General features: G+C 60.1%; 19 protein-coding genes, 1 tRNA gene and 1 pseudogene. 12 read left to right on the plus strand and 9 right to left on the minus strand.

Annotated features, from left to right (window positions below):
- A pseudogene (locus Q4Q11_RS22360) lies at window positions 1-112 on the plus strand (FMN-dependent NADH-azoreductase); the annotation flags it as partial.
- 53 nt (window positions 113-165) lie between these two features.
- On the opposite strand, the gene Q4Q11_RS22365 reads toward Q4Q11_RS22360, so the two are convergent.
- Window positions 166-747, minus strand: a complete 582-nt coding sequence (locus Q4Q11_RS22365; RefSeq protein ID WP_112507549.1) for a TetR/AcrR family transcriptional regulator — start codon at window positions 745-747, stop codon at window positions 166-168.
- A 105-nt stretch (window positions 748-852) separates the two neighbouring features.
- Between Q4Q11_RS22365 and Q4Q11_RS22370 the strand changes: the two genes are divergently transcribed.
- Window positions 853-1,629: an SDR family oxidoreductase gene (locus Q4Q11_RS22370; protein ID WP_498570851.1), complete on the plus strand. Its 777-nt coding sequence runs from the start codon at window positions 853-855 to the stop codon at window positions 1,627-1,629.
- A 106-nt stretch (window positions 1,630-1,735) separates the two neighbouring features.
- Here Q4Q11_RS22370 and Q4Q11_RS22375 read toward each other — a convergent pair whose 3' ends face one another.
- Window positions 1,736-2,074 carry an HlyU family transcriptional regulator gene (locus Q4Q11_RS22375; protein ID WP_498570852.1) on the minus strand — a complete coding sequence of 113 codons (339 nt, stop codon included), beginning with the start codon at window positions 2,072-2,074 and terminating at the stop codon, window positions 1,736-1,738.
- A gap of 37 nt (window positions 2,075-2,111) precedes the next feature.
- Window positions 2,112-3,362, minus strand: coding sequence for a threonine ammonia-lyase (ilvA, locus tag Q4Q11_RS22380; protein ID WP_498570853.1), 1,251 nt, complete (start codon window positions 3,360-3,362; stop codon window positions 2,112-2,114).
- A gap of 355 nt (window positions 3,363-3,717) precedes the next feature.
- On the opposite strand from ilvA, the gene Q4Q11_RS22385 reads away from it, so the two are divergent.
- Window positions 3,718-3,803 (plus strand) — tRNA-Leu (locus Q4Q11_RS22385).
- A gap of 77 nt (window positions 3,804-3,880) precedes the next feature.
- Here the strand turns inward: Q4Q11_RS22385 and wrbA are convergent.
- A complete protein-coding gene (gene wrbA / locus Q4Q11_RS22390; protein WP_498570854.1) occupies window positions 3,881-4,480 on the minus strand; it encodes an NAD(P)H:quinone oxidoreductase type IV in 600 nt (199 codons plus the stop codon).
- 236 nt (window positions 4,481-4,716) lie between these two features.
- Between wrbA and Q4Q11_RS22395 the strand changes: the two genes are divergently transcribed.
- From Q4Q11_RS22395 to Q4Q11_RS22425, 7 genes are all read left to right on the plus strand, one after another.
- A complete protein-coding gene (locus tag Q4Q11_RS22395; protein ID WP_498570855.1) occupies window positions 4,717-5,490 on the plus strand; it encodes a competence/damage-inducible protein A in 774 nt (257 codons plus the stop codon).
- A gap of 116 nt (window positions 5,491-5,606) precedes the next feature.
- Window positions 5,607-6,452, plus strand: a complete 846-nt coding sequence (locus Q4Q11_RS22400; RefSeq protein ID WP_498570856.1) for a universal stress protein — start codon at window positions 5,607-5,609, stop codon at window positions 6,450-6,452.
- Window positions 6,453-6,768: 316 nt separating this feature from the next.
- Window positions 6,769-7,266: a xanthine phosphoribosyltransferase gene (gpt, locus tag Q4Q11_RS22405; RefSeq protein WP_112507447.1), complete on the plus strand. Its 498-nt coding sequence runs from the start codon at window positions 6,769-6,771 to the stop codon at window positions 7,264-7,266.
- 770 nt (window positions 7,267-8,036) lie between these two features.
- Entirely contained in the window at window positions 8,037-11,834 is a 3,798-nt protein-coding gene (locus Q4Q11_RS22410) for a vitamin B12-dependent ribonucleotide reductase (RefSeq protein WP_498570857.1), read from the plus strand.
- A gap of 292 nt (window positions 11,835-12,126) precedes the next feature.
- Window positions 12,127-12,861 carry a phosphotransferase gene (locus tag Q4Q11_RS22415; RefSeq protein WP_498570858.1) on the plus strand — a complete coding sequence of 245 codons (735 nt, stop codon included), beginning with the start codon at window positions 12,127-12,129 and terminating at the stop codon, window positions 12,859-12,861.
- Window positions 12,862-12,976: 115 nt separating this feature from the next.
- A complete protein-coding gene (locus tag Q4Q11_RS22420; RefSeq protein ID WP_498570859.1) occupies window positions 12,977-14,119 on the plus strand; it encodes an acyltransferase family protein in 1,143 nt (380 codons plus the stop codon).
- A 245-nt stretch (window positions 14,120-14,364) separates the two neighbouring features.
- On the plus strand, window positions 14,365-15,987 hold the full coding sequence (locus Q4Q11_RS22425; protein WP_498570860.1) for an ABC-F family ATP-binding cassette domain-containing protein: 1,623 nt from the start codon (window positions 14,365-14,367) through the stop codon (window positions 15,985-15,987).
- 18 nt (window positions 15,988-16,005) lie between these two features.
- Here the strand turns inward: Q4Q11_RS22425 and Q4Q11_RS22430 are convergent, their stop codons facing one another.
- The 4 genes from Q4Q11_RS22430 to Q4Q11_RS22445 are packed head-to-tail and all read right to left on the minus strand — an operon-like array spanning window position 16,006 to window position 20,195.
- Window positions 16,006-17,019: an OmpA family protein gene (locus Q4Q11_RS22430; protein WP_498570861.1), complete on the minus strand. Its 1,014-nt coding sequence runs from the start codon at window positions 17,017-17,019 to the stop codon at window positions 16,006-16,008.
- Window positions 17,013-17,951 (minus strand): hypothetical protein, encoded by a 939-nt coding sequence (locus Q4Q11_RS22435; RefSeq protein WP_498570862.1) that lies wholly within the window; start codon window positions 17,949-17,951, stop codon window positions 17,013-17,015. The genes Q4Q11_RS22430 and Q4Q11_RS22435 overlap by 7 nt, the downstream gene beginning before the upstream one ends.
- Entirely contained in the window at window positions 17,951-18,769 is an 819-nt protein-coding gene (locus tag Q4Q11_RS22440; protein ID WP_498570863.1) for a hypothetical protein, read from the minus strand. Before Q4Q11_RS22440 ends, Q4Q11_RS22435 begins: the two co-directional genes overlap by 1 nt.
- Window positions 18,747-20,195, minus strand: a complete 1,449-nt coding sequence (locus Q4Q11_RS22445) for a hypothetical protein (RefSeq protein ID WP_498570864.1) — start codon at window positions 20,193-20,195, stop codon at window positions 18,747-18,749. Before Q4Q11_RS22445 ends, Q4Q11_RS22440 begins: the two co-directional genes overlap by 23 nt.
- A gap of 311 nt (window positions 20,196-20,506) precedes the next feature.
- On the opposite strand from Q4Q11_RS22445, the gene Q4Q11_RS22450 reads away from it, so the two are divergent.
- Window positions 20,507-21,568 (plus strand): ketopantoate reductase family protein, encoded by a 1,062-nt coding sequence (locus Q4Q11_RS22450; RefSeq protein ID WP_498570865.1) that lies wholly within the window; start codon window positions 20,507-20,509, stop codon window positions 21,566-21,568.
- A gap of 156 nt (window positions 21,569-21,724) precedes the next feature.
- Window positions 21,725-22,057 (plus strand): DUF1883 domain-containing protein, encoded by a 333-nt coding sequence (locus Q4Q11_RS22455; RefSeq protein WP_112507471.1) that lies wholly within the window; start codon window positions 21,725-21,727, stop codon window positions 22,055-22,057.
- Between the two features lie 9 nt (window positions 22,058-22,066).
- Here the strand turns inward: Q4Q11_RS22455 and Q4Q11_RS22460 are convergent.
- The coding region (locus Q4Q11_RS22460) for a replication-associated recombination protein A (RefSeq protein ID WP_498570866.1) at window positions 22,067-22,965 on the minus strand (899 nt) is incomplete at its 5' end.

Here is a 22,965-nt window from a genome sequence, read left to right on the forward strand (position 1 = left end):
CACCGATGTCGAGACCGTTTACATCGAAGGCGTGGCCTTCGGTCCGGAAGCTGCTGAAAAGGCTATCGGCGCCGCTCAGGCTCGCGCCTCCGAGCTGGCTCTGGCCGCTTAATCGACTGTATTCTTCCGAAGATGGCAAGCGGCCGGCTCCAACCGGCCGCTTTGCTATTTCACCTGCGGCAATTCTTTCACGAACTGCTTCACTGTCTCCAGAATTTCGCTTGAAAGCGCCTCGTCATTCGCCAGGCGCGCAAGACCCAGCGCCCCGGTCATGAGGCACGAGGCGATGATCGCCTTGCCTCTGGCGTCAGCAGTTTCCGGTTCCGGCATGCGCGCTCTCATCGAGTCAAAGTTTCTTTGCAGGCCCTCCGTCGCGACGGCACGGACCGCATCGCTGCTGCGCGCCATGTCCGCCGTCAGCGCCGCATAGGCACAGCCCTCGCCGCAATGATCCCGATGTCGCTCGCTGAGATAAGTATCGACATACTCGTCGAGCGAGATGCTCGTCGGATCGACCCCCTGTTCCTCCTGCTGCCGTCGCCATGATCCGATAGCCGTCGCAACGGCTTCGGCCACGAGTTCGTCACGAGAGGCAAAGTGCTTGTAGAAGCCACCGACAGTCAGCCCCGCCTCTTTCATCAGATCGGCCACGCCGATCCCTTCCAATCCTTCCTCACGCAGACGCTTGGCAGCGAGCGTCACGATACGCTCATGCGTCTTCTGCTTTTCCAATTGTGAGCGGCCCATCGAAAATCCTTTCGTGCCCGGCTTGACAAAATGGATTATGATCATAATCCTTATAGATAGCGATCATAATCCAGATCGTAACAAAAGCCAACAGGAGCTACGAATATGCGTCTCAAGAACAAGGTTGCCGTCATCACCGGCGGAAACAGCGGTATCGGCCTTGCCACCGCCCGACTCTTCCTCGCCGAAGGCGCCAAGGTGGCCATAACCGGCCGCAACGCCAAGACACTGGCCGCGGCAGCCGAGCAACTCGGCGGAGACGTGCTGGCATTGCAGGCTGACGCCACCGATATTCCGGCGATGGAGAGGGCCTTTGCCGAGGCTGCGGAGAAGCTTGGGAAATTCGATGTGGTCTTTGCCAATGCCGGCATTGCCGGGGACACTCCGCTGGGCGAGACTACGCTTGAGCAGTTTGAAACCATCGTTCGCATCAATTTCACCGGCGTCTTCTTCACCGTGCAGGCCGCCCTGCCATATCTGAATGATGGCGGCTCCGTCATCCTGAACGGCTCAGTACATGCCGTTCTCGGCATTCCCGGCGCTTCGGCCTATGCCGGCACGAAGGGCGCGGTTCGCGCCATGACCCGCAATCTCGCGTCAGAGCTCGCGCCCCGCGGCATCCGCGTCAACCAGGTCACACCGGGCGCCACCAAGACGCCGATCTGGGAACCGCGCGCTGCTACGCCGGAAGCTTTGGACGCGCTGCAAGCCCGTTTCGGCAGCCTTAGCCCACTCGGCCGCATGAGCGAAGCAGACGAAATCGCCAAGGCCGCGCTCTATTTCGCCTCCGACGATTCCGCCAACGTCACCGCCATCGAAATCACCGTCGACGGCGGCGCCATCAATGCTCCATCAGGTGCGAAGCTGTTCCGCACGGCTTGAGCCCTGCGAACTATCAGCCATCAATTATCAGTGAGTGTTATGGGCCGCCAAAGCAGATGCAGGAGGCGGCCCTTGCATTTGATGCATGTCAAAGGAATTTGGCTTTTCAGACCTGGCGGACCTTTTCGCCGTCACCAAATAGCCCTGCGCCGTTCTGGTCGATGATCTGCTGGCCCTTGCGGAAGGCCGATTCCACCGCATCGTCCGACGAGGTGAAGACATCGGCGCGGATGAAATTGCGCACCAGGATCTCGCCGTTCACATCCTTCTCGATCCGGCCCATGAGGCGGAACTGATTGCCCTCGCGCTGCGGCGTCGCATAGATCGTGCAGCCGGCATGCACCTGGGGTTCGACGCTGACCGTCGAGCTGCCAGACTTTTCAGTGCCCGCCTGCGATGCGCCGCCGGTGAAAATCGAAAGGATATTTGAAAAGAACGAAGCCATGGATCGCCTTTAGCATGAAGGTTGCAAGGTCGCAAAGTCAAATGATCAGGTTTGCCAGGATCTCGTTTTCGGTGATGTCCTCATAGCCCATGCCGGAACTTTCAAAATTGGCGATAAGCTGCTTGAAATTATCGGGATTCTTCGTCTCGATGCCGATGAGGATGGAGCCGAAATTGCGGGCGCTCTTCTTCAGATATTCGAAGCGGGCGATATCGTCCTCCGGTCCGAGCATGTTGAGGAAATCGCGAAGCGCGCCGGGGCGCTGCGCCAGACGCAGGATGAAGTATTTCTTCAAGCCCGCATAGCGCATGGCGCGCTCCTTGACGTCGGGCAGGCGCTCGAAGTCGAAATTGCCGCCGGAGACGACGGCGACGATGGTCTTGCCGCGGATGCTGTCGCGATCGAGCTTTTCCAGCGCCGTGATCGCCAGAGCCCCGGCCGGCTCCAGCACGACACCCTCGACATTCAGCATATCGGTGATGGTGACGCAGATGGCGTTTTCCTCGATGAGCTTGACCTGATCGGCCGCAAAGTTCTTCAAGGCGGCGAAGTTCAGCTCGCCGACGCGGCCGACGGCAGCGCCATCGACGAAATTATCGACCTTGGCGAGCGTGATAACCTTCCCCGCCTCGATACTGCGACGCAGGCTCGGCGCTCCGGCAGGCTCGGCAAAGATGAAAGCGTCGCGGGAAAGCGTGTCGGCAAAATAGCCGGTGATGCCGGCTGCAAGGCCGCCGCCGCCGACGGGAAGAAGAACATGGTCGGGGATGACGCCCTCAGGAAGCTGCTCGGCGATTTCGGCGGCGACCGTCGCCTGCCCCTCGATGATATCGGCATGATCGAAAGGCGGCACCATGACGCCATCGGTCGTCTCGACATACTCGCGCGCGGCCTGATAGCACTGGTCGAAGAAATCACCGAAAAGCTTGATGGTGATGAACTCGCCGCCGAAGATGCGGGTCTTGTCGATCTTCTGCTGCGGCGTCGTCACGGGCATATAAACCACGCCCGGCACGCCGAAATGCCGGCAGACGAAGGCAAAACCCTGGGCATGATTGCCGGCGGAGGCGCAGACGAAGGTCTTTCCCGTGCCGCCCTCGGCAATCACCTTGCGGAAGAAATTGAAGGCACCGCGGATCTTGTAGGAACGGACCGGCGTCAGATCCTCACGCTTCAGCCAGATATCGGCGCCATAGCGGGCGGAAAGATGCTCGTTCAGCTGCAGCGGCGTTGCGGGAAAGAGACCACGCATGGCCTCGGTGGCTTCGAGAACAGTCTGTTTGTCCACGGCTTGTCCGTCCTTCTTCAATCAGTTTCCGCTATGACACAGGAAACATGAGCAAAGAAAGCCTCTTTGGCGCGCTTTCGGACCTGCGATAGCGATATTCGCCTCGCCGAACGGGTCATTAACCATTTATGCCCCTGACCGTTGAAACCCCTAAATCTGCGAGTTGACAGCCAAGCTTCCCCTGCGTCCAATATGACACAGCCATCATGATGATGGTTAGAGGCCCGCCCTGACACCGATCCGTCGGCTCCGGCGGGCTTCGCCTGGGTCAGTCAGGCTGCACCACAGAGATCAAACCCTACCCGCAAAACATTTCCTTGACTGAATCGCTCAAGTGCTTGATGGGGAAAGGCACGCGGACGTGGCGAAACTGGTAGACGCAAGGGACTTAAAATCCCTCGGCCTTTGGCTGTACGGGTTCGACCCCCGTCGTCCGCACCAAAGACAAAATCCTTAGTGCTCAACGAAAAAGGCGCAGCTTTCGCCACGCCTCTCTCCACTAACGGGCAAAAATTGAATTAAGCGGTAAGCTTGGCCGCGATCTTGGCGACGTGGGCGCCCTGATACTTTGCGGCTTCCAGTTCGATTTCCGACGGCTGGCGGGAGCCGTCGCCGTTGGTGATGGTCGATGCGCCGTAGGGCGAGCCGCCCTTGACTTCTTCCGTGCCCATCTGACCCTGGAATGCATAGGGAAGGCCGACGACGGCCATGCCCTGGTGCAGGAAGGTCGGGATGAAGCCGAGGATGGTCGATTCCTGGCCGCCGTGCTGGGTTGCGGACGAGGTGAAGACCGAGCCGACCTTGCCGACGAGCTTGCCGCTGAACCAGAGGCCGCCGGTCTGATCCCAGAAATTGCGCATCTGCGAGGCGACCGTGCCGAAGCGGGTGCCGGCGCCGACGATGATGGCGTCATATTCGGCCAGTTCGTCCGGCGTCGCGATCGGGGCTGCCTGATCGAGCTTGAAGTGGGAAGCCTTGGCGACGTCTTCCGGAACGAGTTCCGGCACGCGCTTGACGGTGACGTCAGCACCTGCGGATTTTGCGCCTTCCGCAACGGCATAGGCCATCTGCTCGATGTGACCGTAAGCGGAATAATAGAGAACCAGAACCTTCGCCATGACCGTCTCCTGTTTGCTGGACGCGTTAAGTGTCGGGCAATGTTGTATCAGCGATGCGACGGGAACGCAGCCCCCGCGCTCAGAACGCACTGTTCATCCTGCATAGACGGAACTTCATTTGCAACGTGCGCAATGACCTTGACGACGCGAAAACGAACGTTTGCATTCGCCGCAAACAGCGTTACCTATTTCGGACCTTTGCGAACGCGCCGATGCGCATTTTCCTGGATGTCTTCATGTCGAACGAAACCATTGTCACTGCCGCCATGCTCGCCATCGGCGACGAATTGCTCTCCGGCCGGACCAAGGACAAGAATATCGGCCATCTCGCGGATGTGCTGCTGCTTGCCGGCATCGACCTGAAGGAAGTCCGCATCGTGGCCGACGACGAGGACGCCATCGTATCCGCGCTGAACGCCCTGCGCAGCCAATATGATTATGTCTTCACGTCAGGCGGCATCGGCCCGACCCATGACGACATCACCGCCGATGCTATCGCCAAGGCTTTCGGCGTGCCCTGCGAGCACGATGCCGAAGCGATGCGCATCATGGGCGAGATGTATGCCCGGCGCGAGATGGAGTTCACCGAGGCACGCCAGCGGATGGCGCGCATGCCCGTCGGGTCGAAGCATATCGCCAATCCGGTCTCGACGGCACCGGGCTTCAACATCGGCAACGTCTATGTCATGGCCGGCGTACCGCAGGTTTTCCAGGCGATGCTCGACAATGTCATCCCGACGCTCAAAACCGGCGTGCGCATGCTTTCGACGGCGATTTCCTGCCCCTACGGCGAAGGCGAGATCGGCACGCCGCTCGGCCTCATCCAGAAGGCGCATCCAGAGACCAGCATCGGCTCCTACCCCCGTTATGTCGGCCAATTCTTCTCGACCGAAATCGTCGTCAGGGGCCGCTCTGCCGAAATGGTTGAAAATGCAGCAGCGGAAGTGCGCGCCATGATCGAAACCATCCGGCAGTCGAAAGCCAAGGAAAATCAGTCGGCTGGAGCCTGATATTCAACGAAGGCGTGCACTTTCGAGGGAACCCTGAGGCCATTCCGCACATTATTTTATTGCGGAATGCTGATATCATGATCTGATCCAAACCCTTCCGCATGGGAGATCTCTTCATGGCCTACAAAACGATAGTGACCGTACTTGATAACCCCGACAATACGCGCATCGCCGCCGAGTTTTCGGCGGCGCTCGCCAAGGAGCATGGCGCCTATGTCGTCGGTCTCCATGCGGAAATCGTCTCGACTGTGCCGCTCGTGGCGCCGATGGAAATTCCGGATCCCGTCGCCGTCCAGGCGCTTCAGGATGTGGCCCATAATCAGGCGGTCGAGATCGAGCGGGTGTTCCGCTCCAAGATGGAGCGCGCCGGCCTCGCCTATGAATGGCACAGCTTCGCCAGCACTGTAGGCTACGGCACCGAACCGCTGATCGAGAGCGCGCGCAGCGCCGATCTGCTCGTCGCCGTGCAGCCGGACCTGTCCAAATATGCCGATACGCAGGTCGATGTCGAAACCTTCCTGTTCGACAGCGGCCGGCCGGTTCTGCTGATCCCCTACATTCTGAAGGAACCCAAGCCCATTCGCCGCGTGCTGATCGCCTGGAACGGTTCCAAGGAAGTGGCGCGTGCCACCTTCGACGCCCTGCCCTTCCTCAAGGCTGCCGATTCCGTCGAGATCCTCTCGGTCAGCACGTCGGAGAAGGATCCGCATCCCTCCAAGGAAACCGGTGTCCAGATCGCAGCCGCGCTGACGCGCCACGGCGTTCATGCCAGGTTCGAGACGGCCGCCTGCGCCAACAAGTCGACGCCGTCGCAGGTCATCGAAAACCGGCTTGCGGACGACAGCATCGATCTCTTGGTCATGGGCGCATATACGCATTCCTGGTTATGGCAGATGATCTTCGGTGGCACGACGCGCACCCTGCTGCAATCGATGACCGCGATGACGCTTCTGGCACGCTGAGCGGCTGAAAGTTCAAATCCTATGTCGACCGGTGCAAATGTGCATCGGTTGCGCTCCTCGCAGCTATTGCCTTTTGCCCGCAAATCCAGCAGAAAGCAGCGACCGATGACAGAATTCCCGCCAGGGAACCATTCGCGCGGTCGAAGGAGCATGATCCCGAAAGGCATATCGCTTTTCCCCGGATGAGATCATGTTCACGCGGATATCAAGCGAATTGCGTTCCGGATCTGGATCATGGTCCGCGTCCGTTGCGGGGTCTGCTCAGGGTCGCCGGCGCTGCCGGTGTGTCATTATTCCATGCCCCGGAGCTTCCGCCATGTCCCTGCCCGATAAAGCCTTTCCCGTATCCTGGGATCAGTTCCATCGCGATGCCCGCGCGCTTGCCTGGCGGCTTGCCGGCCTCAACCGCGATTTCAAGGCGATCGTCTGCATCACCCGCGGCGGCCTCGTGCCGGCCGCCATCATCTCGCGCGAGCTCAATATCCGCCTGATCGAAACGGTCTGCGTCGCTTCCTATCACGACTATTCCAGCCAGGGCGAAATGAACCTGCTCAAGGGCATTGCACCGGAACTGTCGGTCAACGGCGGCGAAGGCGTGCTCGTCATCGACGATCTCACCGATACCGGCAAGACGGCCCTCGAAGTCCGCGCCATGCTGCCGAAGGCGCATTTCGCCTGCGTCTACGCCAAGCCGACGGGCGTTCCCACAATCGACACCTTCATCACCGAGGTCAGCCAGGATACCTGGATCTACTTCCCCTGGGACATGGGTTTCACCTATCAGGAACCGATCGCCAAGGGTCATCGCGGCTGATCTGCATCTGCCGGCAGCGCGAATCAGTCACGATCCGAGCGCGGTGGCGAAATCTGATTCGGATAACGGTAATAGAGGTGGGCGCTGCGGCGCCCACTAGATTTAGTGGGCATGCGTTGGCGAGAATACGCGGGATTCAAGGGTTTCCACGCGAATCATGATGCGCTACGGCATGATTTAGCCGCCCTGCCAATGGTGCTGCGGCCACGGTCACAATTTTGTCGCTTTTGATTTCTGCGTTGATGACATTTGCCTCGTCAATGGTGGCACGAAGGGCGAGCATCGCTCCCCAAGCTCTTGATTCTTCTACCCTACTGGCGTTTCCCCAGTTTCCACAGGCAAGCCCACAAGATATTGTGGTTAGCAATCCGTTACAAACCACCCCTTGACGGAATCGGGTCTTTCAAAGTTAATGGATGACGTTGCGGCGGCGACTGGACCAGGCGGGGTTACGAGGGCTGGTTCTCATTTCGAAATCGGATTTGGATTCAAGGCGTTTCACCCTAGCCGGTGACCGCCGAGAGGGTTTTTGTGCCGATATCGATGCTGCCAAAAAATCGATGCGGGGACTGGCGGCAATAAGCTGTTAATACTATATTTAGTGTTTGCAGCCACCATCACCACAAGATACAGGAAAGACATCTCCGGATGACACTCCTGTCGGAAAGCGGATCAGAGACTGGCTGCGCGTTGAATTCGCGATGCCGGAATGAGAATTTTTGCGCCCTGCTTTCATGTAGGCGCGCACCAACGAATGAAGGATTGGGACCATGCGCATCGAACGTCGTTTTACGAAGGCCGGCCAGTCACCCTATGCGGACATCGAATTCCGCAAGGCGACGAGCGAGATCAAGAATCCCGACGGGTCGATCGTCTTCCGCCTCGAAAACATCGACGTGCCCGCGCAGTTCTCGCAGGTTGCCGCCGACATTCTCGCGCAGAAGTATTTCCGCAAGGCCGGCGTGCCCGCCAAATTGAAGAAGGTCGAGGAGAACGACGTTCCTTCCTTCCTGTGGCGCTCCGTGCCTGACGATGCCGCCATGAAGGACCTGCCGAAGGAGCAGCAGAGCGGCTCCGAAACCGATGCGCGCCAGGTCTTCGATCGCCTCGCCGGCACCTGGACCTATTGGGGCTGGAAGGGCGGCTACTTCTCCTCCGAGGAAGATGCATCCGCTTTCCGCGACGAGCTTGCCTATATGCTCGCCACTCAGCGCGTCGCTCCGAATTCGCCGCAGTGGTTCAACACCGGCATGCACTGGGCTTATGGCATCGACGGCCCAGGCCAGGGCCACTATTATGTAGATCCCTTCACCGGCAAGCTCACCAAGTCCAAGTCGGCCTATGAGCACCCGCAGCCGCATGCCTGCTTCATCCAGTCGGTCGAGGACGACCTCGTCAACGAAGGCGGCATCATGGACCTCTGGGTTCGCGAGGCACGTCTCTTCAAATACGGCTCCGGCACCGGCTCCAACTTCTCGATGCTGCGCGCCGAGGGTGAAAAGCTTTCCGGCGGCGGCCGATCCTCGGGCCTGATGAGCTTCCTGAAGATCGGCGACCGCGCCGCTGGCGCCATCAAGTCGGGCGGCACCACGCGCCGCGCCGCCAAGATGGTCGTCGTCGACATCGACCATCCGGATATCGAGGACTACATCAACTGGAAAGTCAAGGAAGAGCAGAAGGTTGCCGCCCTCGTCACCGGCTCGAAGATCGTCGCCAAGCACCTGAAGGCGATCATGAAGGCGACGGTCAATTGCGAAGGCGACAATGACGATTGCTTCGACCCGGCCAAGAACCCCGCCCTGAAGCGCGAGATCCGCGCGGCCAAGAAGGATCAGGTTCCGGAAAACTACGTCCAGCGCGTCATCCAGTTCGCTCGCCAGGGCTACAAGGATCTGGAATTCAAGACCTACGACACGGACTGGGATTCGGAAGCCTATCTCACCGTATCGGGCCAGAATTCCAACAATTCCGTCTCCATCAAGGACGACTTCCTGCGCGCCGTCGAGAATGATGGCGACTGGAACCTGACCGCCCGCAAGGACGGCAAGGTCGTCAAGACGCTGAAGGCCCGCGATCTCTGGGAGTCCATCTCCTACGCCGCCTGGGCATCGGCCGATCCGGGCCTGCACTTCAACACGACGATGAACGACTGGCACACCAGCCCGGCTGCCGGCCCGATCCGCGCATCCAACCCATGCTCGGAATACATGTTCCTCGACGACACGGCCTGCAACCTCGCCTCGCTGAACCTGATGACCTTCAAGGACGCAGCGACGAAGCGCATCAACATTGCCGATTACGAGCACGCAGTGCGCCTGTGGACCGTCGTTCTCGAAATCTCCGTGATGATGGCGCAGTTCCCGTCGCGCCGCATTGCCGAACTTTCCTACGAATACCGCACGCTCGGCCTCGGCTACGCCAATATCGGCGGCCTGCTGATGTCGTCGGGCATTCCCTATGACTCGGACGAAGCCCGCGCCATCGCCGGTTCGCTGACCGCGATCATGACCGGTGTCGCCTATGCCACCTCGGCCGAAATGGCGTCAGAACTCGGGACCTTCCCGATGTTCAAGCCGAACCGCGAGAACATGCTGCGCGTCATCCGCAACCATCGCCGCGCCGCCTACGGCGAGACCTCGGGCTATGAGAGCCTGTCGGTCAATCCGGTGGCGCTGATCCATGCCGACAATCCGGATCAGGATCTCGTCGTCCATGCCAAGGCCGCCTGGGACAAGGCGCTGGAACTCGGCGAAAAGCATGGCTACCGCAACGCCCAGGCAACCGTGATTGCGCCGACCGGCACGATCGGCCTCGTCATGGATTGCGACACGACCGGCATCGAGCCGGACTTCGCCCTGGTGAAGTTCAAGAAGCTCGCCGGTGGCGGCTACTTCAAGATCATCAATCGCGCCGTTCCGGAAGCGCTGCGCACGCTGGGCTACTCCGAAAGCCAGATTGCGGAAATCGAGGCTTACGCCGTCGGCCACGGCAACCTGAACCAGGCTCCGGCCATCAACCCGTCGACGCTGAAGGCCAAGGGCTTTACGGCCGAGAAGGTCGATGCCGTCAATGCCGCTCTCAAGAGCGCCTTCGACATCAAGTTCGTCTTCAACCAATGGACCCTCGGCGCCGACTTCCTGAAGGCCACGCTGAAGGTGTCCGACGAGCAGATGGCCGATATGAGCTTCAACCTGCTCGACCATCTCGGCTTCTCCAAGAAGGACATCGAGGCCGCGAACATCCATGTCTGCGGTGCGATGACGCTGGAAGGCGCCCCGTTCCTCAAGAACGAACATCTCGCCGTCTTCGATTGCGCCAATCCTTGCGGCAAGATCGGCAAGCGTTACCTCTCGGTCGAAAGCCATATCCGCATGATGGCGGCAGCGCAGCCGTTCATCTCGGGCGCCATCTCCAAGACGATCAACATGCCGAACGAGGCAACCGTCGAGGATTGCAAGAACGCCTATATGCTGTCCTGGAAGCTCGGCCTGAAGGCGAACGCTCTCTACCGCGACGGCTCCAAGCTCAGCCAGCCGCTGAACGCCTCGCTGATCGAAGATGACAGCGACGAGGATGCGCTGGAGGAATTCCTGCAGGCTCCGGCAGCCGCACAGGCCGTCACCATCACGGAAAAGATCGTCGAGCGCGTGATCGAAAAGGTCGTCCGCACGCAGGAAAAGCTGCCGAGCCGCCGCAAGGGTTATACCCAGAAGGCCAAGATCGGCGGTCACACGATCTTCCTGCGCACCGGCGAATATGACGACGGCCGCCTCGGCGAAATCTTCCTTGATATGAACAAGGAAGGCTCGGCGCTCCGCGCCTTCATCAACAACTTCGCCATCTCCGTTTCGCTCGGCCTACAGTATGGCGTGCCGCTCGAAGAATATGTCGACGCCTTCACCTTCACCAAATTCGAGCCGGCCGGCATCGTGACTGGCAACGACGCCATCAAGAACGCCACGTCGATCCTCGACTACGTGTTCCGCGAACTGGCGATCTCCTATCTCGGCCGCCACGATCTCGCTCATGTCGACACCTCCGACTTCAACAACACGGCGCTCGGACGCGGCGTTTCCGAAGGCAAGGCCGATGTCGTCTCCAAGGGCCTGACCCGCGGCTACAAGCCGACGCTGGTTCAGACATCGGGTGATCGTTCGGCAGACGCCAAGGGGTCGGCAACGGCTGCCCCTGCCCGCGCCGCCTCGCTCTCGACCGTAACCGCCTTTGCCGGCAACACGGTCCGCAAGCTGGAGCCGGCAAGCGCGGTTTCAACCTCCGAAGTCGTCGCCTTCAAGCGCGATTATGAGGAGCGTGCGAAGGAATTGGCCGAAGAGATCGCGGAGGAAGTCATCTCCGAATCCGCGACCGGCCTCTTCAGCGACAATGCGGCAAGCGAAGCCGCCAATGCCAAGACGGAAGCCAAGAAGCTGGAATCCGAACGCCGCGCCCGCTCCATCATGCAGGGCTACACCGGCAACATGTGCACCGAGTGCCAGAACTTCACGATGGTCCGCAACGGGACTTGCGAGAAGTGCGACACTTGCGGCGCGACGAGCGGCTGCAGCTGAGTGTTCAACTGATCGCCTAGGGTGACATCAACATTGCGTTTGTCGCAAAGTCCGTGTCTCAATCTAAACGTTCACCGGGTCTGCAATGGCCCGGTGAATTCGTTTCTGGACTGTAATCGTGGCTGATTATCTCAGGAATGCCGGCCCTCAAGCGCACTGCAAGCTCCTGGATATCCCTGGAGCAGAGGCTGCAAGGCCAACTTGCCGAGTTTGTTGAACTCGAGTTAATTGGCTCTGTACGCGCCTGCGGCCAAGCAAGTTCAGCATCAATGATGCGCCAGAGGTATCACCAATGGGATGGGAAGCACTCGGACAATGGGGTAAAAGTGCGGCTCGCATAGCCTCACTTACCGGTGGAGTTGCCAACGATGTGTGGAGCGTTCGCGTCGATGGCCAGATTGCGGTCGGTCGTCTCGGCTCCAGAACCGACGCTGATCTTGCCTGGGAAACCGAACTACTCCTACATCTCGCCCGTGAAGGCATGACGGTTCCGGTGCCGATCCCGACGACGGATGGCCGGTTCTTCGTGGATGGTCTGGTGGTGATGAAATATATCGAGGGTGAACCACCCAAGACCAGGGGCGATTGGCGTCGCGTTGCCGACACGCTCCGCGAGCTGCACCGGTTGACACAGGCCTGGCCGCAGCGGCCAGGCTGGCGATCGTCGGCCGACCTGCTGCATGTCGAGACAGGAACAAGGATCAACCTTGCCGCGATGCCATACGAGGGCGTTATCCGATGTCGAGCGGCGTGGGCGCGGCTCGCTGGGCACCAGACATGCGTTGTCCATGGCAATCCCAACAACCCCGGCAACGTCCGTATGACGGCAGACCGCGTCGCGTTGATCGACTGGGATGAGTCCCATGTCGATGTTCCCGATCTTGATCTCGTATTGCCCGAGAACGCTGCCGACCTTGACGATGGCGCGTATGATATCGCCGCACAGGCGTCAGCCGCATGGGAGGCTGCTGTCTGCTGGCGGGACGAATACGCGGTCAAACGGCTTGCCGAAGTTCGAACGGTCTGAGCAGTTTCGGCGGATTGCCGAAGCCCTCCGCCTTACCGGTACGCGCCCCACATCGGAATTGCCCGATCTCAGCGACGAAAACAGATGGGAAATCATCCGTTTTCATTGAAAACTGTTGCTGCAGCAATATGTAGCAATATTCCGTCAGTCGTGCCTCAAAGCTGTTCTGCATGGGTGCTCGGCCTTTCAAAGCGCTTTATCGCTTGATTTCGACCTTCGAGGCGTCGGCGATAGCAGTCCAATCCTGCGAGGCATCATCCTGAAAACCGGCAGCGATATCAAGAGCATCCAGTATCTGCGCGCCATCGCCGCGATCTCGGTTCTTTGCTTCCATGTCAGCGAGGCATACGGCCTGGACTTCAAGATCGGAGCCGCCGGTGTCGATATATTCTTCGTCATCAGCGGCTTCATCATGTGGGTCACGACCGTTGGAAAACCGATCGGCCCGCAGGAATTCATGTTGCGACGACTGGTCAGAATAGTACCGCTTTACTGGATTGCGACGGTGGCAACATTCACCGTGGCGGTGGTGAAACCGCAATTCTTCTTCAACACGGATTCGAGCGTCGACAATCTGATCGGCTCGCTGTTTTTCCTGCCCGCTATGAAGGACGAAGCACTGCATCCGGTCGTCGAGCAGGGATGGACCTTGTCCTATGAGATGTTCTTCTATCTCATCTTTTCCATTTCGTTGCTTCTGCCGGAGTTCAGGCGGCTATGGTTCCTGATGGCGAGCCTGACGGCCGTCGTCATTGCGGATTATTTGCTGCCCCTCGGCTATGTCAGTGTTTTCACCCAGCCGATCATTCTGGAATTCGCCGCCGGAATCGTCATCGGGCACCTGTGGAAGCGCGGCTTCCGGTTGCCTTTTCACGCCGCCATCGGCCTAATGGTCGCCGGATTCGTGCTGCTGCTGGCGAGTGAACCGTTCACCCATTTGGAGCGGGCTGTTCGCTGGGGCGTGCCGGCGGGGCTGCTGTTGACGGGCGCTGTTTTTGCGGAGCGAGAGCGCGGCGTTCCCAGGCTGGCATTCCTGCATTTTCTGGGAGATGCCTCCTATTCCATTTACGTTTGGCATGTGCTGACCGGCATCATGGTAATGGCGCTGCTTCTGCGCTTAGGGATACCGCATGCCGCACAGCCTGCATTGATCGCATTGGGGTCGCTGGCGTTTGCGATCGTCTGCTATCTGTTCATAGAGCGCCCCATCCTCCGAAAAATGCGATCCTCACGACCGCGCCCGGCATATCGCGGCTGACGGGTGAGAGTGGATGGACGATGGCGCTGTAGCCGGATGTCGCGTTGCTGAAGGGGTGAATGGAGCGGAAATCCGCCGTTCCGACGAAAGTTTCCCTTCCTCGGGCCAAATGGGACCCTCCAGAAGCTGTCGCTCCTGAGCGTCAGGTCGCTATCGATCGCAGCTCTCTGCTCGAAAACCTGCGACAGAGCGCGCGACCCGTGGCATAAGGCCCCCGAAAAACTTTCTTCGGACCGCGCGTAACCATGATTCGTATCGAGAATATCAGCAAGCAGAACAGCCATCGTATCCTCTTCATCGAGGCGTCCGCAGCACTCAACAGAGGCGAGAGCGTCGGGCTTGTCGGGCCGAACGGCGCCGGCAAGACGACGCTTTTCCGCATGATCACCGGCCGGGAACTGCCCGACGAGGGCCAGGTCTCCGTCGATAAGGGCGTCACCATCGGCTACTTCAATCAGGATGTCGGCGAGATGGAAGGCCGCAGTGCCGTCGCGGAAGTGATGGAGGGTGCCGGCCCTGTCAGCGCAGTCGCTGCCGAGCTGCGGGAGCTGGAAGCTGCCATGAGCGATCCGGACCAGGCCGACAGGATGGACGAGATCATCGAGCGTTATGGCGAGGTGCAGGCGCGCTATGAAGAGCTTGATGGCTATGCACTCGAGGGCCGCGCCCGTGAAGTGCTGGCGGGCCTGAGCTTCAGCCAGGAGATGATGGACGGAGATGTCGGTGCGCTTTCGGGCGGCTGGAAGATGCGCGTGGCGCTCGCCCGCATCCTGCTCATGCGTCCCGACGTCATGCTGCTCGACGAGCCGAGCAACCATCTGGATCTCGAAAGCCTGATCTGGCTGGAAGCCTTCCTGAAGGGCTATGAAGGTGCGCTGTTGATGACCTCGCACGACCGCGAGTTCATGAACCGCATCGTCACCAAGATCATCGAAATCGATGCCGGCAATCTCACAAGCTATTCGGGCGACTATGAGTTCTACGAGCAGCAGCGCGCGCAGAACGAAAAGCAGCAGCAGGCGCAATTCGAGCGTCAGCAGGCAATGCTTGCCAAGGAAATCAAGTTCATCGAACGCTTCAAGGCGCGTGCCTCGCATGCTTCGCAGGTGCAGAGCCGCGTGAAGAAGCTGGAAAAGATCGATCGTGTCGAGCCGCCGAAGCGCCGCCAGACGGTTGCCTTCGAATTCCAGCCAGCGCCTCGCTCGGGCGAAGACGTGGCCGTCCTGAAGAACGTCCACAAGAAGTACGGCAGCCGCAGCATCTATGAAGGGCTGGATTTCATGGTACGCCGCCGCGAGCGCTGGTGCATCATGGGCATCAACGGCGCCGGCAAATCCACCCTGCTCAAGCTGGTGGCAGGCGCGGCAGAACCGGATGAAGGCAGCGTCAACCTCGGCGCCAGCGTGAAGCTCGGATATTTCGCCCAGCACGCCATGGATCTGCTGGATGGAGAGCGCACCGTGTTTCAACAGCTCGAGCACGATTTTCCGCAGGCCGGCCAAGGCTCTCTGCGCGCACTCGCCGGCTGCTTCGGCTTTTCCGGTGACGATGTGGAGAAGAAATGCCGCGTGCTGTCGGGCGGCGAGAAGGCGCGGCTCGTCATGGCGATCATGCTTTTCGACCCGCCGAACCTGCTGGTGCTGGACGAGCCGACGAACCATCTCGATCTCGACACTAAGGAAATGCTCATTCAGGCGCTGTCGCAGTATGAAGGTACGATGCTGTTCGTCTCGCACGACCGGCATTTCCTGGCGGCGCTCTCCAATCGCGTTCTGGAGCTGACGCCGGAAGGCATCCACCAATATACCGGCGGCTACACCGAATATGTGGAGCGCACCGGCTACGAAGCACCCGGCCTCAGAAGCTGATAACAGGCGGAACGAGCACTACTGCGTGTTTGTCGATGGCGCGGCACCGGCATTGATGACGGCAACCGGCGCCGCCCTGCCCCGCACGCGGATTTCGATGCGGCGGCGCGCTTCGACAGCGCCGCGCTGGCCCGATGTGATGGTATCGCCGGGCAGGATCAGCTGGGCGGCGGACATCGGCAGGATGGTGGCATCCTTCAGCTTCGGATTGGCCTTGAGCACATTGGCAACGGCAATGGCGCGGGCAAGGCCGAGCCCGGCATTGTCGGCGGGCAGCAACGCCGATATCGGCAGCTTGCCGTCCATCGCGCTGATGATCGTATCGTCGAGATTGGATTTTTCACGCGCTACCGGCTGCTCGTCCGTGTGGCCGATCACCTCGACGATATTGGCGCCATAAAGGCTCAGATTGCTGGCGATTTCATCCGTGATCGTCGTGCCGAGAAGCTGGGCGAACGTGCCCGTGAGCTCGGCACTTCCCGATTGGAAATAATTCTTCTTGGCATCGTCGAGATTGATGATGGGCGGCCAGTCGTGCATGCCGTTGCCGCCGCCATTACTGGCCAGAAGCTTGTTGACCGCATCGGGTGCTGCCGCGAGCGACACGCCATGTTCCTTCAGAACGGCAGCAACCTTGGACAGCGATTGCAGATCGGCCGGTGTCGCACCCTGATCCGTTACGCTGTCGAGCGCTTCTTTCGCCAGCACCAACTCCCGCCACTGCTTGTCTACGACCGCCTTGTCGGCAGCAGAGAGATCGCCGGAGACGACCTTGGACTGCATAAGCACGATTTCGGCTGCCTGCTCGGCTCTTTTCTTCTCAAGCACCGCGACCTGCTGCTCCGCCTTCTCAAGCTTTCGCTCGACTTCGTAGCGCTTGTTTCTCTCCGCCGAAATCAAGGCGGCGGCTACGAGCAGCAGGCAGAAGACCAGAAGCAGCATGGATTCGGCCATCGTCAGGCCAAGGATCAGGCCGCGGTTGTAGCCCTTGTGCTCCAGTTTGGGCGTGCTGTCCGAGCCTTCTGCTACCATAGATGCCACCAGCGTTTTTGCGGCCGATTACCGGGCGCGGCAGCGACGCCGCCATCGACCTGCGGTTTCGGCAGCGGCGCCTGCCCCATCGCCTCCGCCATGCGGCCGAGCGCCACTTCTATGTTGCGAAGCGGCTGCAATTGTGCCTCCGACATCTCCTTTATGGCCGCGATCGCCGGCGCCAGCTCTGCCCGCACCACATCCTCCGGCGAGCGTATCTCTTCCAGTTTCCTGCCGACATTCTCGACGGCGGCGCCGAAGGTGCCGATGATCTCCGAAAGCTGCGATGTCGTCGTCGTCAGCTTGGCGGCCGCGTCGTTGATCGGCGTCACGGCCTGCTTCGCCAGCATTTCGAGAATCTTGTTGATTTCCTGGCCGTTGCGCTCCGCCTGGCGCGCGATCTCCTCGAATCCTTCCGACAGCATCTGGTTGCTGACGCGCCGGTAATGCGAAAATTCGCGTGACGAGGAGTCGAGCTCCGTGCGCACGCGCCGCGTCATCTCGGCAAGCTCATGGCGCACGCTGCGCTCGATGTCGATCGGGTCCCGCCGCATCTGGTTGAAGAGAATGCGCAGCGTCACGCCGGCAATGGTCGAGGTGACGGCGATGCCGAAATTGCGGACGATAGTCTCGATCGATGTTTCGCCGGCAAAGAGATAGAGCGACACGCCGAGGCTCGACAGGGTGAAGAGAAAGCCCATGTAGTAGAGATTGTCGCCCGCCTGCTCGTTGTGCAGCCGGAACCCGGCAACGGCCAGCGACACGATGAAGTAGATTCCCATCAGCAAGAGCGGTATGCCCGTCACGATGGGCAGCGACCAGCCCATGAGCTTCGACGTCCAGATGAAGATCATGCCGCCGATGGTGATGGACGCGAAGAGCACCATCGGTCCATAATCCCGGATGAGATATCTGGTGTCGGTGTCAGCCATCAGCGTATCCCTTCCAACCGCACGAAGCCGTCAAAATCGCCCTTATTGTTCTTGATCCATTGTGCCCAGAAGTTCGCCAGCTCCTCCATGCTGAACTTCATGTTCGGCCGTTGAAAGGCAAGGATCTTGACGATGACACCATCCAGCGACGTGCGAAAGCGGTCGTTTGCCGGACTGTGCTGGTATTTCTGATAGGAGGCGCCGTCGCGATAATTCGAAAAGGCTGCCGTATGCTCAAGCATGTCGGAGGCTATATAAAGGCGCTTCGGCATGCCGGCCCGCGCATTGGCAAAGACTTCCAGATTGATCTTCTGGATGGCCGCCATGATCGGCGACAGCTGGCCGGACTCGCCTTCGGTCAGCTTGCCCGCAATCTCTGTGAGCGGCTTCTGGAAGCCTTGCTCCCATCGCGCCTGCGCCAGGCGCGGATTGCTGGTCCACTCGTCGACATTCGCACCGCTGCCGGGATTGCAGCCATGGAAGGTCTGGATCAGCTCGCCCTCCTTCTCGGTCAGCGCATAGATATCGATGGCGCCGCCGATCGGCACTTCGGCCACGATCTTCTGAAACTGGTTGCGCAGGTCGAGCGCCGTCGTATCGGCGATCGGATCCGTGACGTCGAGGAGGATGGCCGTTTCCGCCTTAGGACCGTCCACCGGGCAGAGCGAGGCTTGATCGACGGCGACGTTGCCGCTCGCCTTGTAACGCAGCCAGCCATAGGCGCCGACGATCCCGAGAGATAGGACCGCAAGGCAGATAGTCGCGATGATGAGACCGGCGGACCCGCCGCGCCGGCTACGCCGCTTGCGTCGCGCCAAGGATGCTCTCCGGGAAAAGATTATCGAGCTGATGATATTTCTCGATGGCGCGCTCGAATTCGTCGCCGATCCGCTTGATCTGCTCCGACAATTCCGCCTGCGCGCCTTGAATACGCGAGCCCAGCACCTTGTCATCCCACTCCTCTTCGGTCCGCATGACAGGCGTCAGTCGCTCCATCCTGTAAGCGGTCTTGAAGTAGGAGGGCTCCGGCTCGGTTCGCGCGGCACGGTTGGCATCGCGGTAGGAGGTGAGCAGCACATTCGCGGCGCGCTCGAGATGGTTCTGGTGTTCGGCGAAAAGGCCCGCAGTCCTCGCACGATGGGCGATGATGGCCGCCGTTTCCTGGCGGCGCAGCGAGAGGTCTCGGATGATCTCCTCGATCTTGCCGTTATGTTCGTCGCGGATCTCGCGCAGGTCTTCGATCAGATCGAGCTTGCGGTCGATGTAATTGTCTCTCGCCGCATCGAGGCGCTTCTGCACGCCGGCAAAACCCGGATAGGGATCTGTCAGGTAGCAGCCATCGATGAAGGCGACGAGCGAGAACATCAGGCCGATGGCAAAGAGCATCCAGGAGTTCAGCTCCTGCAGCCCGAGCGGTGCCGCCTTCAGGCGCTGGATCACCTCGGCACCGGCGCCGCTCAGGATCGTTGCGGAAACCTCGCGATAATGCGCCAGAGCGATATTGATCCCCAGCGCCACGGTCACATAGGCGACAAGCCCCAACAGACCGAGCAGCTTCAGCGCAAAGGAGCGATGCACCAGAAAGCGCACGCAGAAGAATGAAAACATCAGCGCCGTGCCGATGTTCAAGAAGGCGAAGGCGGCCGCTTCGGTGACACCACCGACCAGACCCTGCTCGCTGCCCTTGGCGAGGAAACTGCCGTTCATCACCATTTCGATGAGCACGAGAAAGACGATCAGCGAGACCTTGAAGCCCCATGCCGCTCTGCTGGAAACCTTTGCCGCGCGCTGCAGCCTGTGCTTGGCTTTGAACCCCACCATCTCGTCCTCGGCGGCTTTCAGCTTGCGGCGCAGGCCATGAAGCTCGTCGACGCCGCTTGCCACTTCGGCCTTGAAATCGGAGATGCTCGACGCGTTCGCCTGACGGATCAGCCCGAATTGGCCTTCGAAATCGAGATTGCGCAATCGGCTGTCGAAGGTCTGAAACTGGTCTTCGAGAATCTGGTAGGAACTCTTCTTTTCCGCCTCGACCCAGGCGATGACGCGCTGCTCCGTCTCGTCATGAGACTGCGCATCCGGCGGCGGCCGGTTCTGCCGGCCGGCAGCGGCTCCCTTTTCCTTCAGGTCGAGCGTCGCGCCGAGTTTTTCGATATCGACGACGGGAAACACGTCCGTCGAGGCGCGGAAATCATGGCTGGTCTCCCGAACGCTGTCCCAGAGACGGTTGAGGGCTTCGAAACGCAACGATCTTCCCCGGCGAATTCATCAACTTAGAAAGGACAATTGACAAATCGATACCGCACCGGTTGTCCTTGGTCCAGAGCGATGTGGCAGAGGTTAGGATGCGATTGTGGTAAAGACTAGCCCGCGCCATGGGCAATCGAAAAACACTGGATCGAATGAGACCGACCAGTGCGCATCCCTCGACTGAATTCGGGCGGCCGTCGGCGTGCGATTTTCAATTCCAATTACGGCCGGCCTGACAAACTGTTCGCTAAAACACAAGCGCGACATATGTTTTCAGAGCAAGCGATTTCATTTTGGAGCATCAAGCCATGACGTCTTCCCCTTTCAGGAACATCTGTATCTATGGCGCCGGCGCCCTGGGCGGCACGATCGCCGCAAAGCTGGCCTCCTCCAAAGAAGCGCAGACGAAGATTTCGGTCGTGGCGCGCGGAGCCCATCTGGAAGCCATTCGCACCGGCGGCATAAGCCTGTGGGAAGCAGGTGCGGACAGTCCTCTCGTTGCGCAGATGACGGCAACGGCCGATGCGGACGAATTGCCGCCGCAGGATCTCGTCATCACCGGCCTCAAAGGTCATCAGCTTGCCGCGGCCGTTCCGGGCGTTGCGAAGCTGCTGCATTCCGGCACCCGCGTCGTCATGATCCTCAACGGCGTTCCATGGTGGTATTTCCACCGGGACAGGCGGAGCGGCCATGCCGAGCACCGGATGGAAGAACTCGATCCGAATGGCGATCTTTGGCGCCTGATCGGGCCGGAGCGCGTCATCGGCTGCGTTGCCTATCAGAGCGCGGAAGTCGTCGCACCTGGCGAGATCAGACTGAGCAACAGCGGCCACTTCATCCTTGGCGAACCTTCCGGCGAGACGACGGCCGATATCGAAGCGGTTGCGGCGCTGCTGCGGCAAGCCGGCGTAAAGATCTCCATTTCCGCGCGGATTCGCGACGATATCTGGAACAAGCTGATGGGCAACGCCGCTTTCAATCCGGTCAGTGCGCTGACCCGAGGATTGATGACCGATATCATGGAGGATCCGGCACTGGCCGCCATGGTCGGCCAAGTGATGAGCGAGGTGAAGGCCGTCGCCGAAGCATTGGGATCGCAAATCACCATGTCCATCGAGGAACGTCTTGAGCGTTCCCGGCAGATCGGCCCCGTACGCACCTCGATGCTGCAGGATCTGCTTGCCGGCAAACCGCTGGAAATCACGCCTCTGGTCGGTGTCATCGTTTCGCTCGGAAAACTCGCGAATGTGCCGACGCCGATCTCGGCGACGATCCTGGCGCTGATTACCCAGCTTGACCGCAAGAACCGGCAGGCGGCCGACCAGGCTACGACATCGATCTCAAGCGGATTTTCCGTACAATCCGGCTGACACCTGCCCAGCGTCGGAAGGCGTCATCCTTGAGTTGGACAGCTTCGCCTCCCAATCAAATCTACAACACTAAGCGAGGCTCGACAGTATCCCGCCCAACGCTTCCTTAACCGCCACTAGGTAAGCTTGTGGTCAGATACCACAGAACAGAAGACAATGTCCAAGCCCGCCTTCCGCTACAGCCACTACGACCTCAAAGAACAGCGCGCCGGAACGGTGATCGAAATCACGCTCTCGGCGATCGCCAATGTCAGGCTGATGAATAGCTCGAATTTCCAGCGCTTCACGGAAACCCTCAAGCATCAATTTCTTGGCGGTGTCGCCAAGAAATCGCCGATCCGGCTTACTATTCCCGAATCCGGCCACTGGCATCTCGTCGTCGATATGGAAGGCCACAATGGACAGGCCGAGTCGAGCGTGAAAGTCGTGGATGCGGCGCCAGCTCCCCGGATGCAGAAGGCTCCGCAGGAAACCACCCCCGGGCGGTGATATTGGATCTTAGCGCTCGCCGCGTTCCTTGCGCAGCTTCGACCACCAGTCCAGACGCTTGCGGATTTCCCGCTCGAAGCCGCGCTCCGGAGGATCGTAAAAGGTCTGGCGGCCCATCTTCTCCGGAAAATAATCCTGGCCCGAAAAGGCGTCCGGCTCGTCATGATCGTAGCGATAGCCGTCGCCATAGCCCTCGGCGCGCATCAGCTTAGTCGGCGCATTGAGGATATGCTTGGGCGGCAATAGCGAGCCGTTCTGCTTGGCAGCCTGAGTCGCCGCCTTGAAGGCCGTGTAGACTGCATTGGATTTCGGCGCGGTCGCGAGATAGACGCAGGCCTGCGCCAGCGCCAGCTCACCCTCCGGCGAGCCCAGATAATCATAAGCATCCTTGGCGGCGTTGCAGATGACAAGCGCCTGCGGATCGGCAAGCCCGATATCCTCGACCGCCATCCGCACCAGCCGGCGGCCGAGATAGAGCGGGTCTTCGCCGGCATCGAACATGCGGGCGAGATAGTAAAGCGCCGCGTCCGGATCGGAGCCGCGAACCGACTTATGCAGCGCCGATATCAGATTGTAGTGCCCGTCCTGCGCCTTGTCGTAGACCGGAGCGCGGCGCTGCACGATCTTGACCAGCATATCGGGATCGAAAAGCTCGTCCTTGCGCGCGGCGCGCCAGACCTCCTCCGCCAGCGTCAGCACCGAACGGCCATCGCCATCGGCCATGCGGATCAGGCTGGCGCGAGCATCCTCCGTCAGCGGCAGCGGCTTGCCTTCCACCGCCTCGGCGCGGCGCAGCAACTCCTCCAGGCTTTCCTCGTCATGCGAGCGGAACGTCAGGACACGAGCGCGGGAAAGAAGAGCGGCGTTGAGTTCGAAAGACGGATTTTCCGTCGTCGCCCCCACAAGAA

The sequence above is a fragment of the Rhizobium sp. UFLA01-1127 genome, from assembly GCF_059803845.1.